The 22,997-nt window shown below is 33.4% G+C and carries 18 protein-coding genes; 14 read left to right on the forward strand and 4 right to left on the reverse strand.

All coding sequences use genetic code 11. The features are described 5' to 3' along the window. Nucleotides 1-123 precede the first annotated feature (123 nt). Complete coding sequence (locus NSR03_RS00080) at nucleotides 124-744, forward strand: DUF4064 domain-containing protein (protein WP_021339739.1); 621 nt, start codon at nucleotides 124-126, stop codon at nucleotides 742-744. Between the two features lie 141 nt (nucleotides 745-885). Here the strand turns inward: NSR03_RS00080 and NSR03_RS00085 are convergent, their stop codons facing one another. Beyond that, the gene (locus tag NSR03_RS00085; protein ID WP_021339738.1) at nucleotides 886-1,956 is read right to left on the reverse strand and encodes an acyltransferase family protein; all 1,071 of its coding nucleotides are present in this window, start codon (nucleotides 1,954-1,956) and stop codon (nucleotides 886-888) included. A 335-nt stretch (nucleotides 1,957-2,291) separates the two neighbouring features. On the opposite strand from NSR03_RS00085, the gene pruA reads away from it, so the two are divergent. Then, nucleotides 2,292-3,836, forward strand: coding sequence for an L-glutamate gamma-semialdehyde dehydrogenase (gene pruA / locus NSR03_RS00090; RefSeq protein ID WP_064783413.1), 1,545 nt, complete (start codon nucleotides 2,292-2,294; stop codon nucleotides 3,834-3,836). A 73-nt stretch (nucleotides 3,837-3,909) separates the two neighbouring features. Here the strand turns inward: pruA and NSR03_RS00095 are convergent, their stop codons facing one another. Beyond that, a complete protein-coding gene (locus tag NSR03_RS00095; protein ID WP_002506635.1) occupies nucleotides 3,910-4,461 on the reverse strand; it encodes a TetR/AcrR family transcriptional regulator in 552 nt (183 codons plus the stop codon). Between the two features lie 147 nt (nucleotides 4,462-4,608). Here NSR03_RS00095 and NSR03_RS00100 point away from each other — a divergent pair, with 147 nt between their 5' ends. From NSR03_RS00100 to NSR03_RS00130, 7 genes are all read left to right on the forward strand, one after another. Next, on the forward strand, nucleotides 4,609-7,137 hold the full coding sequence (locus NSR03_RS00100) for an MMPL family transporter (protein ID WP_069813592.1): 2,529 nt from the start codon (nucleotides 4,609-4,611) through the stop codon (nucleotides 7,135-7,137). 162 nt (nucleotides 7,138-7,299) lie between these two features. Continuing rightward, a complete protein-coding gene (locus NSR03_RS00105; RefSeq protein ID WP_069813590.1) occupies nucleotides 7,300-8,877 on the forward strand; it encodes an AraC family transcriptional regulator in 1,578 nt (525 codons plus the stop codon). A 356-nt stretch (nucleotides 8,878-9,233) separates the two neighbouring features. Then, on the forward strand, nucleotides 9,234-10,622 hold the full coding sequence (locus NSR03_RS00110) for an MFS transporter (protein WP_069813588.1): 1,389 nt from the start codon (nucleotides 9,234-9,236) through the stop codon (nucleotides 10,620-10,622). Between the two features lie 97 nt (nucleotides 10,623-10,719). Beyond that, complete coding sequence (locus NSR03_RS00115; protein WP_069813584.1) at nucleotides 10,720-11,895, forward strand: M20 family metallopeptidase; 1,176 nt, start codon at nucleotides 10,720-10,722, stop codon at nucleotides 11,893-11,895. Between the two features lie 155 nt (nucleotides 11,896-12,050). Further along, nucleotides 12,051-12,515 (forward strand): hypothetical protein, encoded by a 465-nt coding sequence (locus NSR03_RS00120; RefSeq protein WP_021339732.1) that lies wholly within the window; start codon nucleotides 12,051-12,053, stop codon nucleotides 12,513-12,515. Between the two features lie 45 nt (nucleotides 12,516-12,560). After that, nucleotides 12,561-13,253: an alpha/beta hydrolase gene (locus NSR03_RS00125; protein WP_069813582.1), complete on the forward strand. Its 693-nt coding sequence runs from the start codon at nucleotides 12,561-12,563 to the stop codon at nucleotides 13,251-13,253. A 336-nt stretch (nucleotides 13,254-13,589) separates the two neighbouring features. Continuing rightward, nucleotides 13,590-14,795 (forward strand): MFS transporter, encoded by a 1,206-nt coding sequence (locus NSR03_RS00130; protein ID WP_141713897.1) that lies wholly within the window; start codon nucleotides 13,590-13,592, stop codon nucleotides 14,793-14,795. A 70-nt stretch (nucleotides 14,796-14,865) separates the two neighbouring features. Here the strand turns inward: NSR03_RS00130 and NSR03_RS00135 are convergent, their stop codons facing one another. Continuing rightward, nucleotides 14,866-15,165: a YrhK family protein gene (locus tag NSR03_RS00135; protein WP_069813433.1), complete on the reverse strand. Its 300-nt coding sequence runs from the start codon at nucleotides 15,163-15,165 to the stop codon at nucleotides 14,866-14,868. Between the two features lie 117 nt (nucleotides 15,166-15,282). On the opposite strand from NSR03_RS00135, the gene NSR03_RS00140 reads away from it, so the two are divergent. Together NSR03_RS00140 and NSR03_RS00145 are read left to right on the forward strand one after the other, a co-directional pair. Continuing rightward, nucleotides 15,283-15,816, forward strand: a complete 534-nt coding sequence (locus tag NSR03_RS00140) for a methylated-DNA--[protein]-cysteine S-methyltransferase (protein WP_021339728.1) — start codon at nucleotides 15,283-15,285, stop codon at nucleotides 15,814-15,816. A gap of 140 nt (nucleotides 15,817-15,956) precedes the next feature. Further along, nucleotides 15,957-17,540 carry a BCCT family transporter gene (locus tag NSR03_RS00145; RefSeq protein WP_172457952.1) on the forward strand — a complete coding sequence of 528 codons (1,584 nt, stop codon included), beginning with the start codon at nucleotides 15,957-15,959 and terminating at the stop codon, nucleotides 17,538-17,540. Nucleotides 17,541-17,784: 244 nt separating this feature from the next. On the opposite strand, the gene NSR03_RS00150 is transcribed toward NSR03_RS00145, so the two are convergent. Beyond that, nucleotides 17,785-18,954 (reverse strand): hydroxymethylglutaryl-CoA synthase, encoded by a 1,170-nt coding sequence (locus NSR03_RS00150; RefSeq protein WP_002506647.1) that lies wholly within the window; start codon nucleotides 18,952-18,954, stop codon nucleotides 17,785-17,787. Between the two features lie 107 nt (nucleotides 18,955-19,061). On the opposite strand from NSR03_RS00150, the gene NSR03_RS00155 reads away from it, so the two are divergent. From NSR03_RS00155 to NSR03_RS00165, 3 genes are all read left to right on the forward strand, one after another. Continuing rightward, complete coding sequence (locus tag NSR03_RS00155; RefSeq protein WP_069813431.1) at nucleotides 19,062-20,216, forward strand: thiolase family protein; 1,155 nt, start codon at nucleotides 19,062-19,064, stop codon at nucleotides 20,214-20,216. Next, nucleotides 20,216-21,496 (forward strand): hydroxymethylglutaryl-CoA reductase, degradative, encoded by a 1,281-nt coding sequence (locus tag NSR03_RS00160; RefSeq protein WP_069813429.1) that lies wholly within the window; start codon nucleotides 20,216-20,218, stop codon nucleotides 21,494-21,496. The genes NSR03_RS00155 and NSR03_RS00160 overlap by 1 nt, the downstream gene beginning before the upstream one ends. A 246-nt stretch (nucleotides 21,497-21,742) precedes the next feature. Further along, the gene (locus tag NSR03_RS00165; RefSeq protein ID WP_069813428.1) at nucleotides 21,743-22,717 is read left to right on the forward strand and encodes an SMP-30/gluconolactonase/LRE family protein; all 975 of its coding nucleotides are present in this window, start codon (nucleotides 21,743-21,745) and stop codon (nucleotides 22,715-22,717) included. Nucleotides 22,718-22,997: the final 280 nt, after the last annotated feature.

The raw sequence follows: 22,997 nt of genomic DNA on the forward strand, positions 1-22,997 counted from the left end.
ATTCGTTTGTTTTAAGTATTTAAATACAATAGAATAGATTGAGCAATCATATTATTGCATAACGTTATTTGTGAGGGGTATAGCATTAACAAAGCTAGAAGTAAATTCCTGAGGAGGAAAATTATGAAAAGAACTGTGGAAAAAATATTAACCTGGGTAGGCATTATCCTACAGTTTATCTTAATATTTTTAATGGCTATCGTTACGCCATTTTTAAATGATGCGAGCGTAAAAGATTCACTCATACAATCAATGAACAATAGTCAAGAATTTAATCAGGTATCAAATCAAATGACACCATCTCAATTATTAGATATGGCGAGTAGCTTGTTTATTGTAGCTTTAGGAGCAGTTATCGTATGTACAATTATCGCAATTATATTTGCGTTATTAATTAATAAAATTCCTAAAGTATCGGGTGTTGTACTGATATTAATTGCAATTGTTACAGTATTTACATTTAATTGGATTACTGCATTATTGTGGTTAGTAGCTGGTATTTTACTATTAGTAAGAAAAGCGCATAAACCGAGCTATGAAGGTGTTACGAATTCAAATAATAGAAGCAATACAGACAATCATTATCAAGAGCGAAATACTGAATTAAAAGATGAAGCACCAGAACATCAAACTGATGATAGAGACTTTACAAAGCAAGAGAAACTAAGTGATGACAAAGACGAAGCGGTATCGACTTCTGATGAACACACGTATCAACGTCGCCAAGATCGTAAAGATAAATAAAATCGAAGTATTTCATGATGAACGTAAAATGATAAATGGTGATACTATGAAATAATAAGATAAAGAAAGAGGACTAGCTGATTGTAAAAAACAGCTAGTCCTCTTTTAATTATTGTATTTGATATATAATTTGTTAATTTACTAATCCATCTTGCCGTGTTTATAACTTTCATACACTTTGTCGTAATTGATGTGTCCAATACCACCTACCATAAATTTTCCGAGTTTGAATAAGTTGAATACATATGCTAGACAAACTGATATTGTGACTGTGAGAATGAAAGTGAAAGCAATGTTTCTTAATGAACTATCCGCTCTCAATAAGCCTAAATCATGCACAAAGAAGTAATGAACTAAATATATACAGAATGAGTAGTTACTTATGAATAATACGAATTTTGGAACATATTTGACATAGGATGAGAATAAGAAAAACAGCAAGATCACCATTGTGACATAAAATGGTATATCAAAGCGTTTAGATTCTACCCAAGTACTAACACCAAATAAATAGTTACTAATTAATATACCTGCTGACAAGATTGCGCCAAAAATAATAAGCCAAGTATATTTTTTAATATTCTTCATGAGGGACTCATAGTATATGCCTGTATAAAAACCAAGTAAGAAATAACTAATCCAACCTAAAAAGAGCATCCAACCTTCTCTTCCCCAAAACAATCCTAAAATTGGATTTTCTGATGGGGGTACAAATTCTCTAAATGCCCAATACAATGTGGCGAATATTGTTGCACCAATAATTACAGGAATAGGTTTCCATTTAATTATGTATTTAGCAAAGAGAATGTGTAATATATAGAATTGGAAAATAATTACAATAAAGTATGTCACAGCGCCACCATGGAACATCGTGTTTGAAACATGCCCAAAGTAATCATCTAATGTCTCAGGTTCAAAATAGAAATATGAGATAGCTAGATTAACCACAATATATGGGATACCTAAATAAATCAATTTGTTTTTAAAGAAACCAGGTTTTGTTTTAACGTGATAATTTTTCGCTAATAAAAATTCTGAAATGAATACAAATAATGGCGTACTAAACATTAGCAATAATTGAAAAATTCTAATAGCAGTGCCATGGCCCACAAAATCCATTTTGGAAAATGTAGTTGTAATCGCATGAATGAGAACAATACTTAAACAAGCTATAGTACGCATCCAAAAAATAACAGACGTATATGTTTTCATAAATAGCTTAACCTCTCGATTGTTCTTTTTTTGAAAATAAATATTGTTATGATTATATTCAAGTTTAAATAATAACATACGTAATGAGAATTCAGTGTAAATATTAAGATAAATTTTATTAAATTAGCATTTACTATTTATATGATATTAACAATAAATATCAATGAATATAATAGCAAATTTTAGGGAATAATGCGGAATAGGTGAGATACGATTTAATTAAAAAAAGTGATTGTAAGCGATTGCATTTGTGGTGTGATACATATACAATAAAATCAAGAGTGGAATAATTCCATTCGTGTTTTCTATTTACAAACTGACATGGGGGTAGAAAAATGGTAGTTAATTATCAGAATGAACCAGGTATCGATTTTACAGACAGTAAAAATGTAGAATCATTTAAAGAGGCTTTAAAGAAAGTTAAAGGTGAATTAAATCAAAAAATTCCTTTAGTAATTAATGGGGAAGAAATATTCACAAAAGATACGTATCAATCTATCAACCCTGCCAATACTACTGAAGTTATTGCAGAAGTTTCAAAAGCAACTCAAGCAGATGTAGATAAAGCATTTGAGTCTGCAAACGAAGCTTATAAATCATGGAAGAAATGGTCACACAAAGATCGTGCTGAATTTTTACTTAGAGTATCGGCAATTATTAGACGTCGTAAAGAAGAAATCTCAGCGGTGATGGTTTACGAAGCAGGTAAACCATGGGATGAAGCTGTAGGTGACGCAGCAGAAGGTATTGATTTCATTGAATACTATGCGAGATCAATGATGGAATTAGCAGACGGTAAACCAACATTGGATAGAGAAGGAGAACATAATAAATACTTCTATAAACCAATTGGTACTGGTGTTACAATTCCACCATGGAACTTCCCGTTTGCAATCATGGCTGGTACGACATTAGCGCCAGTAGTTGCAGGGAACACAGTACTTTTAAAACCAGCAGAAGATACACCATTAACTGCATATAAATTAATTGAAATTTTAGAAGAAGCTGGATTACCAAAAGGTGTTGTTAACTTTGTACCAGGGGATCCAAAAGAAATCGGTGACTATCTTGTAGATAGCGTACACACGCATTTTGTAACTTTCACAGGTTCACTTGCTACAGGTACTCGAATTTTTGAAAGAGCTGCAAAAGTACAAAAAGGACAAAAGTTCTTAAAACGTGTTATTGCTGAAATGGGTGGTAAAGATGCAATCGTAGTTGATAAAGATATCGACACTGATTTAGCAGCAGAATCTATTGTAAGTTCTGCATTTGGTTTCTCAGGACAGAAATGTTCAGCGTGTTCTCGTGCAATCGTACACAAAGATGTATATGATGAAGTATTGAAAAAAACAGTTGAATTAACTAAGAATTTAACATTGGGCAATACTGAGAATAACACGAACATGGGACCAGTTATTAATAAAAAACAATTTGATAAAATTAAAAATTATATTGAAATTGGTAGCAAAGAAGGTAAATTAGAGTTCGGTGGTGGTACGGATGGTACTACTGGATACTTTATTGAACCTACAATCATCTCAGACTTAAAATCAAGAGACCAAATCATGCAAGAAGAAATCTTTGGTCCGGTGGTTGGCTTTGTTAAAGGCAACGACTTTGAAGAACTATTAGACATTGCTAACGATACAGATTATGGTTTAACAGGTGCTGTAATTACTAATAATCGTGAAAACTGGATTCATGCAGTTGAAGAATACGATGTAGGTAACTTATACCTTAACCGTGGATGTACTGCAGCAGTTGTTGGCTATCACCCGTTCGGTGGTTTCAAAATGTCAGGTACTGACGCTAAGACAGGTAGCCCAGACTATCTATTAAACTTCTTAGAACAAAAAGTCGCTTCAGAAATGTTCTAATTAAAATTATAAAATAATTTAAAAGCCTCTCATTGCTTTGCAGTGAGAGGTTTTTTGGCGTGAATTTATTGTTTTACGTCTTTACTTTGATATTAATCATTTTATGAAAGATTTCATCTATTTCGTGTGCCGGGCGTTTAATATTGTGGTCGCGCATCCACTCCATAAAGCCAAATAAACTTGCGCCATATACATAAAAAATCAGTTCGATTGGAACACTCGGATCTACAGAAATACGTGACATATTGTCTTTAATGTCATTTTGTAATACACGGATGAAATAATTTGTAATCGTTCGTTCAAAATCTTTGTCTTCTATTTGCTTTTCTTTAACTTTGTTAAGTTCATCGATATCTGTTATTGTTTTTTCCATAATAGTAAATGGATTGTTAATGCGTTCTTTAAAATCAATTGAAAAATAATCTTTCATTAAATAGGTAATTAAATAAATAAGTAAATCATATTTATCGTAAAAATGTTTATAAAAAGTTGTTCGATGTACCAAAGCTTCGTTGCAAATTTGGTTTACGGTAATTGTTGAAAAAGGATGTTTTTCCAAGAGATCATAAAAACTTTTAGACAGCGCGCGTTTTGTTTTAATAACACGTAGATCTTTTTCATTCATTCTACACTTCTCCCTTTTTGTAGTTTAAATAGACATATTGGCATAATTAGTTCTTTTTATAATACGACTTAGCTTGTAAAATGTTAATATAAATAATCTACACTATATGTATAAACTATAACGTTGATTAAATTAGGAGGCAATAGTTTGGCAAAGTTTTTGTATAAATTAGGTTCGTTTATTGCAAAACATAAATGGTGGAGTGTTGTTGCATGGGTCGTTTTACTCGCAGCAATTATTATACCACTTACAATAAGTTCACCTAAATTTGATAATGACATCACTATGAACGGTTTAGAATCACTCGATACAAATGAAAAAATAGAAGATGAATTTAACCAGGATAGTGAAAAAGCACAAATAAGAATTGTATTTAAGAGCGATTCTGAAGATGGCATAGTTAAGGAAGATATGACTAAAGATATCAAAGACACATTGAATGACATTAAAGACAATGATGATGATATCAAGAATGTTTCAGATCCTTATGATAATAAACAAATAAGTAAAGATAAGACAACTGCTTTTGCGGATGTCAATTATTATGTGTCTGCTACAGCTTTAAAAGCAGATTCTAAAGATAATGTAAAAGATGAAGTTGAAAAATTAGAAGATAAACATAATGTACAAGCTGAATTAATGGGTTCAGGAATGGAGTCTACTGAAATTGGCGGTGCTTCAGAAATAATAGGTATTATCGTAGCATTCGTTGTATTATTAATTACGTTTGGCTCATTTATTGCGGCAGGTATGCCAATTATCAGTGCATTACTTGGCTTGGGTACAGGCGTAGGGATTATTTCATTACTTACTTACGCGTTCGATATTCCAAACGTTACATTGACGTTAGCCGTTATGATTGGACTTGCAGTAGGTATAGATTACGCACTGTTTATACTATTTAGATATCGTCAAATAGTGAAGACAGAACCAGATCATATTAAAGCTATCGGTTTAGCTGTAGGTACAGCTGGTAGTGCTGTTATCTTTGCTGGTGTAACTGTAATTATTGCAGTTTGTGGGCTAGCCCTCGTTGGCATAGACTTCTTAGCAGTCATGGGTTATGCGTCAGCTATTAGTGTATTAGTAGCGGTAATTAGTGCTTTAACATTATTACCTGCAATCATCAGCATTTTCCATAAGAGCATTAAGCCTAAACAAAGTAAATCAGAATTTGAAGGCGATGTTGATACAGCTTGGTCAAAATTTGTTGTAGGCAAACCTTTAGCAGCAGTCTTAATTGGACTTATTATTTTAGTAGTAGCAGCAATCCCAATTAGTGATATGCGTTTAGGTATTCCAGATGATGGTATGAAATCGGAAGATACGACACAGAAAAAAGCATATGATATTATTTCAGACAAATTTGGCGAAGGTTATAATGGCCAAATTGCTATGCTTGTGAATGTTAAAGATAAGAAAGATGATCCTCAAGCATTACAAAAAGATTTACAAGATCTGACAAAAGATATTAATGGTATGGATAACGTGGATATGGCGACGCCTCCTCAACTAAGTGATAGTAAAGATTATGCCTTAGTTGCTGTAATTCCTGAAAAAGGACCTAACGCACAATCTACAAATGATTTAGTCCATGATTTAAGAGATTATAATGACGATGCACAAGATAAATATGATTTCAAAACAGAAGTGTCTGGTCAAAGTGTAATCAACATTGATATGTCTCAAAAATTAAATGAAGCAATTCCATTATTTGCGAGTGTTATCGTAGCTTTAGCATTTATTCTATTAATGGTAGTATTCCGTTCAATTATTATTCCATTGAAGGCAGTACTAGGGTTCGTATTATCATTAGTAGCAACACTTGGCTTTACGACATTAATCATGCAAGAAGGATTCATGTCTGGTCTGTTTGGTGTTGATACGACAGGCCCATTACTCGCATTCTTACCAGTAATAACAATCGGTTTATTATTTGGTCTCGCAATGGATTATGAAGTGTTCTTAATGTCACGTATCCATGAAGAATACAGTAAGACACGTAACAACGAACATTCTATTAAAGTGGGTATTAAAGAAAGTGGCCCGGTTGTGGTTGCTGCAGCATTAATTATGTTCAGTGTGTTCATCGCTTTTGTCTTCCAAGATGATGTGATGATAAAATCAATGGGTATAGCACTTGGTTTCGGTGTATTATTCGATGCATTTGTCGTTCGTTTACTATTGATACCTGCACTGACACAGTTGTTTGGTAAAGCATCATGGTATATGCCAGCATGGTTAAATAGAATTTTACCAAGTGTGGATATTGAAGGACATGAATTACAAAGTATGATGCCTGCTCAGAAAGTGAGTACTTCAAAAGAAAGTTATGATCGTACATTCAATATTCACCAACAATCAACGACAACAGCTAAAAATAGTAATGCAATTTCAGTTGATAGAAAAACTAAAATGCTATATGACGAGATTGCGCAACAAACAGCGCAAACAGATTTCTTATATCAAGCATTAGCAGACTATCAAGCAGGTAAAAAACAACCGCATTATTACAGTGATAATAATGACGCTAATAATGTAGATAACAGTACAGAACGTAATACAACATCAAGTACAGAAAACAAAGATGAAGATGTTATGTCACTGTTAGCGCAACAAAGTAAAAATATTAAAAAACTGAATGAATTAATCGAGAAAACGATTAATAAAAAATAAGTCTAAATATATTAGGATTCTTAATTATATTGAGAATCAATTACTGCCAACAAAATTTCAGATTTTGTTGGCAGTTTTTTTGTCCAAAAATCAACAAAATAGTATAGATTATAGCCAAATTTATAATTTTTATTAAAATATTGAATTATAAAGAGGTGAATCATGAAAACTTTTTATCAAGTAGAATTTAATGAACCAAACAAGGTAACAGTCAGCATAAATGATGGATTACGTCTTGTGTTAGTGCTGAGAAGTAGATTGATAGTATGGAAATATAATGAAAAATATGAATACCAGAAAGGTGATATTTTTATTGTTAATCATCGTGAGCAATTTCGTTTCATAGAAAATAAAGATACACTCTATATTTCTATTCATTTAACTGAAAGTTACTTAAAGCAATATATAGATGATTATAATAATAAAATTTTAATTTTAGAAAAAGGGTGTTTGCAAGAAGTTATTTATAAACAAATCGTAAATGCTATTGCAATGATAGGCGTTGTGAATATTAGAAAGGGGAAGTATTATCGTTTGTATATAGAACAGCAGTTAATAAATTTAATGTTTATAATTGTACGATTCTTACCGACAAAAATGAACGAATCATATAAAACAATGTTAAATGACTATCGAGTAGAATTTGTATGTAACTATATTCAAAGTAATTACACCAATGATATCTCGTTAACTAAAGTAGCCAAAAAGGTAGCACTTAGCACTACGTATTTATCAAAAATTTTCACACAGCAAATGGGAATGGGATTCAATCAATATCTGATTCACATAAGACTTGAGCATTGTAAGGAAGATTTGATTTATACAGATAACACAATTGTACTGAACTTTAATATTGAAAATCAAGCAGAAGTACACATAGCTAAACGCATTTTAGAGGATCATAAGCAACATATTGATAGTATTGCATTCTGTGCAAATCAAAATGACATAATTAATTTTCAATCTATCGAGAGTGACCAATTTAATTTAGCTAAGAAACACATCACGCTCAAATTAAAGAAAATTATGGAATGGTTAGATGTAAAAAATCGAAAAATTTCCTTTACATTATTGAATTGGAATACATTGACAGGCGATACAAATCTGACAAATGGAGAATATTTTAGAGCAGGCATTATTTTTGAACAACTTATAGAAATGAATGGCCATATTAATATGATTGGATACTGGTTGAATTTTGAGATACATCAGAAATATAGTCAGAAAGATATAAAAAAAGAATTAAATGGTATTGATTTATACCATCAATTTGATGGTAAAAGACCTGCTTTTTTTACAAGTATGTTTTTCAAAAAATTATTAAAAAACATCTTGTATAGAAATGGAAATTGTATTGCTTTAGGTAATACCGAACATTTTCAAATTGTGCTCTGGGATGCAGAACATTATAACCCTTATTTTACTTTGAATGATTCCTCTAATGACTTAAATCATAAAGAGTATCAAATAAATATTTTTGATTTATTACCTGGGACATACAAAATTAAGCATCTAACATTAGATAAAAACCATGGTGCGTTATATAAAATATGGCAACAATATAATACGCAACATGGCATGGATGAAGAAACGATTAATTATGTTAATCGAGTATCTTTTCCCAAACTGGATGTAAGTGAAGTAGATATAATCGATACAATAACATATCACTTAAAATTACTTACAAATGCAATTCAAATTATTGAATTCAGAAGATATTTTGATAAAAAATATAACTAAAAAGCAACTAGAGGTTGGACAACGGAAGCTCATTTGAAAAAGTAGAGTGTCTGTCCTATTCTCTAGTTTTTATTTCGAGTAAGTACCAGTAATCCTATATTAAAACGTGAGAATAATTGTTGATGACAAAAATCAATATGCACATTTTTGTCATAGAAGTAATATAAATTGAATGCGTTATAAATAAGATATAAAAACAACAAATACGCTATATTGAGATCTAAAATTACGCGCTACAATATTTTTTATAAAGGATAGCGAGCGTTATTGATTGAGGATGTTAAGAGAAAAACATTTTACAATTAGGCTTATCTTTCCTGTTTGTCATTTGAAAATTTAATTTAGGAGGATAAAAAATGACTCAAAAAGGAAATGTACAGACATATAAAGGAGATAATAAATTAATATTAGGAATTGTATTAGGGGTCGTCACCTTTTGGTTGTTTGCACAATCACTATTAAATGTAGTACCGACTTTGCAGCAATCTTTTAACAGTAATATAGGAACAGTGAGTATTGCGGTGAGTATTACTGCGCTTTTCTCAGGAATGTTTGTGGTAGGTGCAGGTAGTCTCGCTGATAAAGTTGGACGCGTAAAAATAACGTATATTGGTTTGTGGCTTAGTATTATTGGTTCATTATTGATTATCGTGAGTAACTTATCTATCTTACTTATTGTAGGTAGAGTGATTCAAGGGTTGTCTGCTGCAGCAATTATGCCGTCAACATTAGCCATAATGAAAGCTTATTTTGATGGGAAAGATAGACAACGTGCTTTAAGTTATTGGTCTATCGGTTCATGGGGAGGCTCAGGTTTAGCATCTTTATTTGGCGGAATGGTATCGACATTTGTAGGATGGAGATGGATATTTATCTTGTCTATCATCATCGCCTTAGTTTCGATGTTATTAATAAAAGGCACACCTGAAACAAAATCAGTTAGCAAAACTAAGGTAGGATTTGATTACACAGGATTACTATTATTTGTTGTTATGATGTTAAGTATTAATGTGGTGATCACACAAAGTGCATCATTGGGTATTTTTTCACCAATCATTATAGGTTTAATAATAATATTTATAGTTTCGACAATAAGTTTTATTAAAATGGAAAATAAAAAACAAAATCCATTAATCGATTTCAAACTTTTTAATAATAAAGCATATACAGGTGCCACACTTTCTAATTTTTTATTAAATGGTGTAGCAGGTGCACTGTTAGTAGCTAACACATTTGTGCAGCAAGGTTTAGGCTTTAATGCATTCCACACTGGTTTATTATCTATTACTTATTTGGTAACAGTATTGTTAATGATTAGAGTAGGAGAAAAGATTCTACAAAAAGTAGGCGCTAAAAAGCCGATGATGCTCGGCACATTTTTTAATATGCTTGGTATAATTTTAATCTCGCTTACATTTTTACCAAGCACAATTTATGTAGTTGTTTGTATCATTGGATATTTACTTTATGGTTTGGGACTCGGCTTCTATGCTACACCTTCAACTGATATGGCTATTTCAAATTCACCTGAAGATAAAGTAGGTGTGGCTTCTGGTATTTATAAAATGGCTTCATCACTCGGTGGTGCATTTGGTATCGCGTTATCAGGCGCACTTTATGGTATCGTGGCAAGTACTACTAATGTCCAAACTGGCGCATTAATAGGATTATTACTCAATGTGTTGATGGCATTATTATCGTTAATTATCATATTGATTACTGTCCCATCATTTAAAAAGGCATAACATTTACGTTATTCAACAAATGCTCTAACACATAAATTACACTCAAAAAGTATATAATGTAAATAAGTTGAATATATTTAATATAGGAGGAACTGTTATGGTGAAACAATTAATAGATATATTGAAAGAGAAAGAAAATCGAATGATTGAGATACGTCGCTATCTTCATCAATATCCTGAGTTATCTTTCCACGAAGAAGAAACGCCTAAGTATATTGAAGATTTTTATAAAGATAAAGATTGTGAAGTAGAAACAAATGTAGGTCCTAATGGTTTGAAGGTGACAATCGATAGTGGGAAACCTGGTAAGACAATTGCAATACGTGCTGATTTTGATGCACTACCAATTCAAGAGGATACTGGGTTAGAATTTGCTTCAAAAAATGAAGGCGTGATGCATGCTTGTGGTCATGACGCACATACAGCATATATGCTAATTCTTGCTGAAACACTTATTGAATTGAAAGATCAATTTAAAGGTAAAGTTGTTGTTATTCATCAGCCTGCTGAAGAAGTACCTCCAGGCGGTGCACAAGCGATGATTAAAGATGGTGTCTTAGATGGTGTCGACCATGTATTAGGTGTCCATGTGATGAGTCATATGCCATCTGGTAATGTATATTATCGTGAAGGTAATGTACAAACGGGTAGAGATTTCTTTAAACTTAAAGTGAATGGCCAAGGAGGACACGGTTCATCACCACATACGGCAAATGATAGTATTGTAGCTGGTGCATATTTTGTTAATGCTTTACAAACAATAGTTTCAAGACGTTTGAATCCTTTTGAAATTGGCGTTGTAACAATTGGTTCATTTGACGGTAAAGGACAATTTAATGTAATCAAAGATAGTATTGAAGTAGAGGGCGATGTACGTGCCTTGACTGATGAAACCAAACAAACGATTAAAAAAGAGGTTAAACGTTTAACAGATGGCTTAGAAGCAATGTTTGGTGTGACATGTGAATTAGAATATAATGTCGATTATCCTGCATTGTACAATGATCCAGAGTTTACGAATTTTGTTGTGGAATCTATTGAAAGTGCTGATACAGATGCAATTAAAGGTATAGAAAGATGTGAAGCACAACCACCTTCTGAAGATTTTGCATATTATGCTAAAGCTATACCGAGCACATTTATTTATGCAGGTGCTGCACCTGACAATGGTGACATTCATCCACATCATCATCCTAAATTTGATATCAGTGAAAAATCATTACGCGTAGCAGCTGAAGCAGTAGGCGTTACCGTATTCAATTATTTAAAATAAAGTATTAAAACATAAAATAAAGGTTGTAGCTTATTATACTGGGCTACAACCTTTATTTTTGTGTGCATAATTTTCTCCCCATTTTTCATGTAGTTTATGCAGGCGCATTAAAGTGTATATATAGAATAATAAAACAATAAAAAAGGATGATTGAAATGAATGCAGATAAAAAACTAAGTGAATTGCTTGAAGATTATAATAAGCCGTTAAAAAAATTATTCAAATATGATAAGTCAAAGGCACTTACATTTGATAAAGAAACTAGAAGTGAAGTTCAAGAACAAAAAGGTGTTTTTGTTATCTTTAAAAATAAAAAACCATTATATGTAGGACAAGCAGGTGGGTTTATGACTGGATACAAACTTACTCAAAAAGATTTAAATGATAAGCTCGCACAATTCAATGTGAAATCAGATGCTGGCACAGCAAAATTTAGAAAAGCCTATGTAGCGCAACAAAATTTAGATGAATCAGAATTAAAAAATATTAAAGCAGAAGAACATAATTTGAAATTCCAATATATTAAAGTTAAAGGTAACCCTGCACTAATTAATATCTTAGAAATACTTGCTTTAGAATATGCGAAAGAAAATGATATCGAGTTATATAATTTTCTATAAAATCACCTGAGTTAATGGAGGTGAATAGGAAGAGGGTTGATTGCTATGAATATAAGAAATTTTAATATTCGTTTTCAACACTGTGATATTAAAGTGAAATTACCTAAAGGATACTTTAAGCGTAAAGCTGGTCCATATCCTTTAGTTATCGTTCAAGATGGTGATGACTTATTTAAGGATATTGAACGAGAAGTCATATTTGTAGGATTAGTGCAGAATGATAATGACAAAATTTATGCGGCTTGGCAAGATAAAGTCGAAGATGAATCATTTTATAGTGCAGTGGATGATTATCTCTTATGGATTTCTGATCAATTGTTACCTTATTTAAAAAAATGTTTCAATGTATCTGAACAGCGCTTGGATATAAGTATTGCTGGGGCGTCACTAGGTGGATTAGTTGTGCTCTATGCGTTATTCAAGAAACCAGATACATTTGGCACATATATACTGATTTCACCTTCAATATGGTATCCAGGCTTTCTAACATTTATGAAAAAGCAACCTATTATTAAAGAAGAAGAACATGTTTATTGGTATATTGGCACGCTTGAAGATGAACAACATCCAGAGATCAATACCAATATCTTAGCTCAAACTGAACAAGGCGTAGACATTCTAAATGAGCTCTTAATTTCTGAACAAATGACATTTCATTTTGTTACAAATAATAAAGGATTACACCAGCAAATTTATTTCAAAAAATACTTTAATAAAGCGGTAAAAAAATTATTTTAGTTAATTTGCTCACGTAAAAAATGACAAATTATAGCCATTATTTATCAAAAAATTCGAAATAATAGCATGTAAATTCTGACCTTTATGCTTAATTAATGATAAAATTTAAAGTGTAAGAATTTTTAAAAGAAATAATCGTACACTTAATTGTGTAATATTCTCATTTGTAATTTGCGAAGAGAAGTGTCTTTTAAATTCTAACTTTATATTATTAACAAACATAGGGGATGCTTTTATGGTAGAAAAAATGAAACAAATTTCAGGGGGTAAATTGTTGACGGGTATTGTATTATCAATATTTCTATAAGTTTAACGTCATTTGTTACTGGTGTGTTTATGGTAGTAGCAGGTAACATTTCAGATAAATTTGGTAAAGTGAAAATGACACGTATTGCACTCATACTAAGTATCGTTGGTTCACTTATGCTTATCGTCTCAGGAAATGTCGTATTATTGATTCTAGGTAGAGTTGTGCAAGGTTTATCAGCAGCAATTATCATGCCAGCGACGATTTCCATCGTCAATGACTTTTTTGAAGGGGACGAAAGACAAAAAGCATTGAGTTTTTGGTCGATTGGTGCGTTTGGCGGCACAGGTTTATCATCTTTCTTTGCAGGAGCAATGGCAACATTGGCAACATTTATTTCGTGGCAATCTATCTTTATTTTGTCGATTATATTATCTCTTGTTGCGCTGATGCTATTAAAACATTTACCAGAAAGTAAATTAATTAAAGACAAAGCAAATCGTTTTGATTATGTAGGACTTACAATATTTGTGATTATGATTGCGAGTATTAGTTTTGTCATTACACAAGGTTATAAAATGGGATGGCTGAGTACGCCAACATTAATATTATTAGCTGTCTTTATCATATGTGTATTTATGTTCTTCAAAGTAGAACGTGGCAAAAAAGTGCCGTTTATCGATTTGGAATTATTTAAAAATAGACCTTATATAGGCGCAGTACTTGCGAACTTCTTACTTAACACAGGCGTTGGTGTCATTGCTTTATTTAATATGTATGCGCAAGGTGGGTTGGAATTTAGTGCGTTCCAAGCAGGTTTACTTACTTTACCGTACTTGATTACACTACTTATTGTTGTACGATTAGGTGAAAAGAGCATTAAAAGATTTGGCGCGAAACGTGCGTTGGTTATCGGACCAATATTTACAGGAATAGGTATATTATTATTTAGTTTAACGTTCTTTGGTACCTCAGGGTATATCGTTGTAGCGTTAATTGCATCAGTCTTTTTTGGTGGCGGTACAGGTCTCTTTGCAACACCTGCATTGAGTACTGCAGTTTCAACTACACCTCCAGAAAAAGTGGGCGTCGCTTCCGGTATATTTAAAATGGGCTCAACACTTGGTGGCGCATTTGGTATTGCAATTATGATTTCTATTTACACAGCGATCATGCAAAGTGGACAAAGCTTACATACAGCGGCAACAGCAGGCTTTATCGTTGGTGCTTGTATTGTTGGTTGTGGTGTTCTCGCGAGTGCATTAATCATACCGAAACGTAAAATAAATAGTTAAATATTAAAATTAAAGACCATTGTAACGTTATCGTTGCAGTGGTCTTTATTACGTTGAATTATAAAGTATACTATTGGTCATACATTTCTAATTTTTTATATTTATGTGCCAAATGTAAATCATGTGACAATGCAATAAGCGGTCTAACTGTCATCTGTATACTGCCGATTACAAATAATACTGTAGCTATAGTGACAGTAGTATCACTGAAAAATAAAAAACTACCTATTAAGAATATGATGCCAAGAACAACATCGTTTAATTGGTATAGTGCTTTATAAATCATTGTAAGACGTTCAGATCTTTGAGGTGTATTAAAATTTAAATCAGCACTTTTGTTAATAGAATTTTGTTGCTTTGATTTAGACATAGAAAAGGCCTCCCATACATATCTTGAGTTGTCTTACTCATTCCCTTAATGGTTTACATAAAACCAAGAAAGATTTATGATAAAACAAATTCAGAAGGACAGAAAGAGGGGAGCATCATGCATTATAAAAGATACTATCAAGCACCTATCGGACGCGTTGCAATAACATCTGACGGAGAGCATATCACTGGCTTGTGGCTACCCAACCAAACCGATTTCGAATTAAAATATGACCATAAGTTAGTAGAAACAGAACAACCTATCTTTGATAAAGTAGAACGTTGGTTAGACGCATATTTCTCGGGAAATATTCCGGAAATTGATTTTCCTTTAAAAGCGTCTGGCACGGAATTTCGTGAACAAGTCTGGGCAGCACTTTTAGAAATACCCTACGGCGAAACAGCAACGTATGGTGAAATAGCACAAATAATAGGGAAAAAAAGAGGTAAAGCTCAAATGTCGTCACAAGCGGTGGGTGGCGCAGTAGGCAGCAATCCAATTTCAATTATCATTCCATGCCATAGAGTTGTTGGTAAAGATGGTAGTTTAACCGGTTATGGTGGTGGCATTGATACCAAAATTGAGTTACTTAAATTAGAAAAAATGGATATGGATGCATTTTATAGACCTAAGCATAGTACAAAGCCTTGAAGCAGTAAGGTTGATCAATGAATTAAAGTGTTCAAAAAAGTTACTTAAATACGCTTGCAAGTTGTAAAAAAACTCTAACTAAGTTGATAATTTAACTCAGTATGGTATTCTATTACACGTCTTTGCTAAAAATTTAAGGGATGGTGAGAATTTTGCCAAAAGAGAAAAAACAATTTTCAAGTGTATTTATATATTCAGCTGCCATCATAGGATTACTTGTTTTGGTTGGCGCAATTTTCCCTCAACAATTTGGGAGTATTACAGGTAGTGTGTCTACTTGGGTTTCAGATACATTCGGTTGGTATTATATGTTGTTATATACTGTAATACTAGGCTTTTGCATATTTCTAGCATTTAGCCCAATCGGTAAATTAAAGCTAGGTAAACCTTCGGATAAACCAGAATTTCGTACGGTGTCATGGTTAGCGATGTTATTTAGTGCAGGTATGGGTATAGGTTTAGTATTCTACGGAGCATCAGAGCCTATTTCGCATTATTTAGCACCGCCAACAGCAGATGCTGAAACAAAAGCAGCCATGTCAGAAGCGTTTCAATCTTCATTTCTAGACTATGGTGTTCATCCATGGGCGATGTACGGTGTTGTTGCTTTGGCACTAGCATATTCACAGTTCCGTAAAGGTGAAAATGGTTTGATTTCAAGAACACTACGCCCAGTTTTAGGCGATAGAGTAGAAGGTCCTATTGGCACGGTTGTAGATGTGCTAGCAGTCTTTGCAACAGTAATTGGTGTTGCAGTTTCTTTAGGCGTAGGGGCCATTCAAATTAACGCTGGGCTTAATTATTTATTTGGTATACCAGCTAATTCATTGGTTCAAGGTATAATTATAGCAGTAGTTACTGTATTGTTTTTATATAGTGCATGGAGTGGTTTAAGCAAAGGTATTCAATATTTAAGTAATTTGAATATGGTGTTAGCTGCTTTACTACTCGTAATTGTTTTTATCGTGGGACCAACGCTACTTATCTTAAACATGATGACAAGTGGCACAGGAGACTATTTGAATTCAATTTTATTTAATACTTTAGACGTTGCTCCGTTAAATGAACAAAAGTCGGACTGGTTACAAACATGGACAATCTATTATTGGGGCTGGTGGATGAGCTGGAGTCCGTTTGTTGGTATATTCATCGCTAGGATTTCAAAAGGACGTAGTATAAGAGAATTTGTTGTTGCAGTGTTAGGTGTTCCAACAGTGGTTAGTATCATTTGGTTTAGTGCCTTTGGTACAACAGGTATCACAGTTGGACAAGAACACGGTGAATTATTTAAATTACCACCTGAGACACAATTATTTGGAATCTTTAATGAATTACCATTTGGATTTATTCTTTCAATGATTGCATTAGCACTTATTGCATCATTCTTTATTACTTCGGCAGACTCAGCGACCTATGTCTTAGGTATGCAGACTGCACACGGTACGTTAAACCCTACTGCTTTTGTTAAAGTTGTTTGGGGATTAGCATTAGCAGGTATTGCATATGTCTTATTATTAGCTGGCGGAGATACTGGTTTAGACGCCTTACAATCTGCTGCTATCATATCAGCACTACCGTTTAGTTTTGTAGTGATATTAATGATGATTGCTTTATATAAAGATGCAAACAAAGAACGGAAATATCTAGGTTTGACTTTACAACCTAATAAAGAACGATACGAAGCATATACACGTAAGATTGAACAAGAACAAGCAGAAAAATAATTACGTTATAACATGAGACGTACATAAAACAGAGGAGATACAGTCGTAAATTGACAAATATCTCCTCTGTTTTAGTTTGTTGAGTAAAAAGAAAAGCACATTCATTTTTCATGAATGTGCTTTTTATATACATAATTTTATTAAATTCAGTAAAGACTTCCTAGCACATGATTTAAATGCATAAGCTAAATATGGTAATTTAAATTATGCATCTTAATCATGATACGATTAAGTGATTTCAGATTTAATTTAAGGTATTATAATTACGGATATGATCATTAATACTTTCAAGATAGAAAATATTTTTTGGTTCATCAGCTAATTCAGTTTCGTGATCGAATTCTAAATTATCAAAACGTTTAAAGAATGATTCATACGTTTCAACTGAAATTTCAGTACGATTGTTTAAAAGGTCTTTATGTCCTTGAATATCAAGTGCATCTTGGTAGCCTTTTACAATTTTACCGCTAAAGAACTCGCCTACAGAACCTGAACCGTAACTGAAGAGTCCGATTGTATCATCGCCAGAAAGGTCATGCGTTTCTAATAATGAAATCAAACTTAAGTATAAAGATCCAGTGTAGATGTTACCTACATAACGATTATAATATGTAGCATCTTCATAACCAGAAGTTAAGCGTGCTTTTGTTTGTTCATCAACAGAATCTGTTAAAATTGAGTCAAGTGCTTTTTTACCCATTTTAGTAAATGGTACGTGGAAACATAATGATTTAAAATTATCTAATGTTTTATTGTAGCGACGAGCATATTCATTCCAGCTTTCTTGGAACGAGTGAATGTAAGCGTCTTTTGACAATGCGCCATCAACGAGAGGATAAGGTTGTCCACTTGGACGCCAAAAATCATAGACATCTTCAGTGAATGCAACTGCGTCATCATTTAATTCAAGAATTCGTGGGTTTTGTGATATTATCATAGCAACTGCACCTGCACCTTGTGTAGGTTCGCCACCAGAGTTTAAACCGTAACGTGCAGTATCGCTAGCGATAACTAATACTTTTTCATCTGGACGTTGTGCTAAATAATCTTTAGCTAATTGAATTGCTGGTGTTGCAGCATAGCAAGCTTCTTTCATTTCAATACAACGTGCAAATGGTTGAATGCCAAGCAAGTTATGTATTTGTACTGCTGAAGCTTTCGCAGAATCAATTGCAGATTCTGTTGCAACGATAACCATACTGATTTGTTTTTTATCTTCATCAGTAACGATGTCTTTTGCGGCATTTGCGCCCATTGTAACAATATCTTGGCTTACTGGACTAACTGCCATTTCATTTTGGCCAATGCCAAGTAGAAATTTATTTGGGTCAACTTGGCGTGATTCTGCAAGTTTAGCCATGTCTACATAAAATCTTGGAACGTAAAAATTAATTTGATCAATACCAATTGTCATAAAGCGTATCGACACCTTTCTATATATAAATAAGCACCTGTATCATACCAAATCACGCTTATAAAATACAATGATTTAAAATTAACTGTAAATAAAGGAGATTGAAAATGAATAAAATAGCAATCGTAAGTGCAAAACGTACACCAATTGGAAGATTTAAAGGGAAATTAAGTAATTATTCAGCAGTTGAACTTGGAAAGAAAACATTAAAAGCAGCAATAGAAGCAATTAAATTAGACCCAAATACAATAGATCAAGTCATTTATGGCAATGTGTTACAAAGTGGAAGCGGACAAAACCCAGCCCGTCAAATTAGTATCAATGCAGGTGTACCGAATACGACGCCAGCTATGACGATTAATGAAGTTTGTGGTTCAGGATTAAAATCAATTATTCTCGGTAAACAAGCAATCCAATTGGGAGAAGCGAAAGTAGTTGCAGTTGGTGGCGTAGAAAGTATGACGAACGCACCACAACTTATTTTGAAAGAAGGAGAATCACCTGTTCAAAGCTTTATGCATGACGGTTTAACAGATGCTTTTTCAAATGTGCCAATGGGCATCACAGCAGAAAAAATAGCTGAAAAATACGATGTAACACGTGAGCAACAAGATAAATTTGCAAATGATTCTCATCAAAAAGCACATCAAGCGACTGAAGCGGGCAAATTTGATAATGAAATTGTACCTTTAAAAGACGTAAATGGCGAATGGATGACAAGTGATGAAGGTATACGTGGCAATACGAGTATAGAAAAGCTTGCAACTTTAAAAACAATTTTTAAGGAAAATGGCACAGTTACTGGTGGTAATGCATCTAGTATTAATGATGGTGGTTCAACTATTATCTTAATGGACGCAGCTTATGCAAAAGAACAAGGCTATGAAATTTTAGCGCTTCTAGGAGAACACGCTGAAATAGGTTGTGACCCTGATTATATGGGATATGCACCATATCATGCAGTTACGAAATTATTAGATAAGACAGGTAAACATATTGATGACGTAGATGTAGTTGAAATGACTGAAGCATTTGCATCACAAAGTATCCCTGTTCGAGATAATTTAGGCATAGCTGAAGAGAAACTCAATTTATATGGTGGTGCGATTGCACTAGGTCACCCAATCGGTGCAACTGGTACACGCTTAGTAACGACACTTGTGAATGTATTGTCACAAGAGGATAAACAAAATGGTATCGCTACAGCTTGTATTGGCGGCGGCTTAGGTATAGCACTAGAAATTGAAAAGAGGCATAAATAATGGAAGCATTAGATAAGTCATTTCGTCATTTATCTCGTGAAGAGAAATTAGAGCAACTTGTTCAAAAAGGCTGGTTGAGCAATGAAAATAAAGCGGTATTGCTAAATAACCCGCTTATTCCTGAAGAGATTGCGAATAGTTTGATTGAAAATGTAATTGGTCAAGGTTCTTTACCTGTAGGATTACTACCTGAAATTATTGTTGATCAAAAACCATTTGTCGTGCCAATGATGGTAGAAGAACCTTCAGTTGTTGCAGCTGCAAGCTATGGTGCTAAACTTGTCAATCAAACTGGTGGTTTCAAAGTGGTATCTAGTGAACGTTTAATGATTGGCCAAATTGTATTTGATAGCGTAAATGATACACAGGCACTTGCACAAAAAATTAATCAGTTGGAATCACAAATTAAACAAATTGCTGATGAAGTATATCCTTCAATTTTAGAAAGAGACGGGGGCTACCGCCGCATAGAAATTGATACGTTTTCAGCGGAAGGCTTATTGTCATTAAAAGTATTTGTAGATACAAAAGATGCTATGGGTGCGAACATGCTGAATACAATTTTAGAAGGTATTACAGCTTATTTGAAAAATGAATTAGACAATATTGATATTTTAATGAGTATTTTATCTAACCATGCGACAGCGTCTGTAGTTAAAGTACAAGGTGAAATAGAAGTTTCTGCTTTATCCAAAGATGGCCGCAATGGACAAGAAGTAGCGAAACGTATGGAACGTGCTTCTGTATTAGCACAAGTAGATATTCACCGTGCAGCGACACATAATAAAGGTGTAATGAATGGTATCCACGCTGTTGTCTTAGCAACAGGTAATGACACACGTGGTGTTGAAGCAACCGCACATGCATATGCAAGTAAAGATGGACAGTATCGTGGCTTAGCAACATGGCATTATGATGAGCAACGTCAGACATTAGTTGGGACGATTGAAGTTCCTATGACATTAGCGACAGCCGGTGGCGGTACAAAAGTGTTACCAATTGCTAAAACAGCGCTAGATTTAATGAAAGTAGATTCCGCTGAACAACTTGGACATGTAGTTGCTGCTGTTGGCTTGGCACAAAACTTTGCTGCTTGTCGTGCATTAGTATCAGAAGGTATCCAAAAAGGACATATGAGCTTACAGTATAAATCGTTAGCCATTGTTGTGGGTGCAGAAGGTAAAGAAATCGCACAAATCGCAGATATGTTGAAAGATGAGCCAAGAGCCAATACAGCTACAGCACAACAATTGCTAGATCAATTAAGAGAGAACAAATAGAATTAGTATATATAAAGTACCTTCAATGTGAAAGGTATAATTGAATCATAGGTGGATGTATTAGGGGAGTGAGACACGATAATGTCCACTCCCCTTTAGCGTGCTTAGTTTGAAGAGAAATAAATATCTCTGGTTAAATTGTTAAAACGCTATTTCTATTATCCAATGCTATGGTTATGATTTTATTTTAAGAAAATACTATCATATACTTGTTATATAAGAAAAAGTAGAAAAGGGGTATGAATAATGGAAAACAACAACATTCCGGCATTATCATATAAAGGGAATGCAAGTACAGCTGTGCCAATACTTTCACATGAAGCGGATATCCAAACGGTTACGGCAGAACAATGGCTAAAAATCTCTGATGAAGGTTTACAACTTGAAGGGCTATGCTTTAATAAAGATGGGAATCTACTTTTATGTGAAGTATTTGGAGGTACAATCTTTCACGTAGACCTGCCAGAGAAAAAAGTAACAACACTATTTCAATCACAAAAACAAAATCCAGCAGCAGTTAAAATACATAAAGATGGAAGACTTTTTGTTTGTTATTTGGGGGATTTTGAAAGCTCAGGAGGTATCTTTGCAGTAAATTCAGAAGGTGAACAAGAAGTTCCAATTGTTTCAGATATTGATACTGAATATTGTGTTGACGATTTAGTATTTGATAGTAAAGGTGGATTTTATTTTACAGATTTCCGTGGTTATTCTACAAATCCTAAAGGTGGCGTTTACTATGTGTCACCAGATTATAAAACGATCACACCTGTCATTCAGAATCTTGCTGTGGCCAATGGTGTGGCCTTAAGTACTGATGAAAAAACATTGTGGGTTACAGAGACAAATGCAAATCGATTACATCGCATAGATTTATTGGATGATGGTGTTACGATTGCACCATTTGGAGCCTCTATTCCTTATCACTTCACAGGACATGAAGGTCCAGACTCTTGTTGCATTGATAGCGATGACAACCTTTATGTTGCAATGTATGTTCAAGGAAGAGTACTTGTTTTTAATAAAAAAGGTTATCCAATAGGTCAAATCTTGATACCAGGGCGTGACCAAGGGCATATGTTGAGATCAACGCATCCTGCCTTTATTCCTGGTACAGATCAATTAATTATTAGTGCGAACGATATAGAAATGGGTGGGGACTCTTGGTTATTTACTGCTAAAGGTTTTGCCAAGGGACATCAGAGTTACCAATTTCATTAAATTTAATTGAATAAACAGATATAGAAAAAATGTAACTTCGACTCGGAGTTACATTTTTTCTATATTAATGTTTTTAATACATAGTCATTCCCTTTAATTAAGATTGGAGGAATATGATGTGACTTGTTGTTTTAAAAAAGCGAGTTGTAAAAAATAGTGGCCTATCTGTATAAAAAAAGTGGTTTGAATGATGTAAAATAACTACAAATGTGATAATAACTACCTTTAAATAATAAATACGCTGTTGAAAGCGCATAAAAAGTTAAGTATGATATAAAAT

Source organism: Staphylococcus sp. FSL W8-1207 (genome assembly GCF_038003745.1).
Taxonomy (GTDB): domain Bacteria; phylum Bacillota; class Bacilli; order Staphylococcales; family Staphylococcaceae; genus Staphylococcus; species Staphylococcus equorum.

Coding starts and splice junctions, on each gene's coding strand:
- NSR03_RS00080 (WP_021339739.1), top strand. CDS start 124: ATGAAAAGAACTGTGGAAAAAATATTAACCTGGGTAGGCATTATCCTA.
- NSR03_RS00085 (WP_021339738.1), bottom strand. CDS start 1,956: ATGAAAACATATACGTCTGTTATTTTTTGGATGCGTACTATAGCTTGT.
- pruA (WP_064783413.1), top strand. CDS start 2,292: ATGGTAGTTAATTATCAGAATGAACCAGGTATCGATTTTACAGACAGT.
- NSR03_RS00095 (WP_002506635.1), bottom strand. CDS start 4,461: ATGAATGAAAAAGATCTACGTGTTATTAAAACAAAACGCGCGCTGTCT.
- NSR03_RS00105 (WP_069813590.1), top strand. CDS start 7,300: ATGAAAACTTTTTATCAAGTAGAATTTAATGAACCAAACAAGGTAACA.
- NSR03_RS00110 (WP_069813588.1), top strand. CDS start 9,234: ATGACTCAAAAAGGAAATGTACAGACATATAAAGGAGATAATAAATTA.
- NSR03_RS00115 (WP_069813584.1), top strand. CDS start 10,720: ATGGTGAAACAATTAATAGATATATTGAAAGAGAAAGAAAATCGAATG.
- NSR03_RS00120 (WP_021339732.1), top strand. CDS start 12,051: ATGAATGCAGATAAAAAACTAAGTGAATTGCTTGAAGATTATAATAAG.
- NSR03_RS00125 (WP_069813582.1), top strand. CDS start 12,561: ATGAATATAAGAAATTTTAATATTCGTTTTCAACACTGTGATATTAAA.
- NSR03_RS00130 (WP_141713897.1), top strand. CDS start 13,590: ATGGTAGTAGCAGGTAACATTTCAGATAAATTTGGTAAAGTGAAAATG.
- NSR03_RS00135 (WP_069813433.1), bottom strand. CDS start 15,165: ATGTCTAAATCAAAGCAACAAAATTCTATTAACAAAAGTGCTGATTTA.
- NSR03_RS00140 (WP_021339728.1), top strand. CDS start 15,283: ATGCATTATAAAAGATACTATCAAGCACCTATCGGACGCGTTGCAATA.
- NSR03_RS00145 (WP_172457952.1), top strand. CDS start 15,957: ATGGTGAGAATTTTGCCAAAAGAGAAAAAACAATTTTCAAGTGTATTT.
- NSR03_RS00150 (WP_002506647.1), bottom strand. CDS start 18,954: ATGACAATTGGTATTGATCAAATTAATTTTTACGTTCCAAGATTTTAT.
- NSR03_RS00155 (WP_069813431.1), top strand. CDS start 19,062: ATGAATAAAATAGCAATCGTAAGTGCAAAACGTACACCAATTGGAAGA.
- NSR03_RS00160 (WP_069813429.1), top strand. CDS start 20,216: ATGGAAGCATTAGATAAGTCATTTCGTCATTTATCTCGTGAAGAGAAA.
- NSR03_RS00165 (WP_069813428.1), top strand. CDS start 21,743: ATGGAAAACAACAACATTCCGGCATTATCATATAAAGGGAATGCAAGT.